This window comes from Pseudomonas sp. HMSC066A08, assembly GCF_001813025.1.
Taxonomy (GTDB): domain Bacteria; phylum Pseudomonadota; class Gammaproteobacteria; order Pseudomonadales; family Pseudomonadaceae; genus Pseudomonas; species Pseudomonas aeruginosa.
This window is the reverse complement of sequence record NZ_KV811215.1, coordinates 1-232: the sequence shown is the minus strand read 5'-3', so window position 1 is coordinate 232 and position 232 is coordinate 1. Positions and strand designations below refer to the sequence as shown.

1 protein-coding gene is annotated in these 232 nt (G+C 55.6%); it reads right to left on the bottom strand.

Annotation, left to right across the window (positions count from 1 at the left end):
• On the bottom strand, positions 1-195 hold a 195-nt coding region (locus HMPREF2886_RS02085; RefSeq protein ID WP_058160066.1), incomplete at its 3' end, for a transposase.
• Positions 196-232 lie beyond the last annotated feature (37 nt).

Here is a 232-nt window from a genome sequence, read left to right as displayed (position 1 = left end):
CAATCGGCTGTTTTCCAGTTCAAGATCCTTCAACCGTTTGGCGTCCGCCACGGTCATACCGCCAAACTTGGCCCGCCAGGTGTAGAACGAGGCATCACTGAAGCCGTGTCGGCGACACAGTTCCTTCACCGGCACACCGGCCTCCGCCTGCTTGAGGAAGTCGAGAATCTGCTCTTCGGTAAAACGCTTTTTCACTGCCGTCTCCTGCTCGGAAAACGGACTCTACTAAGTT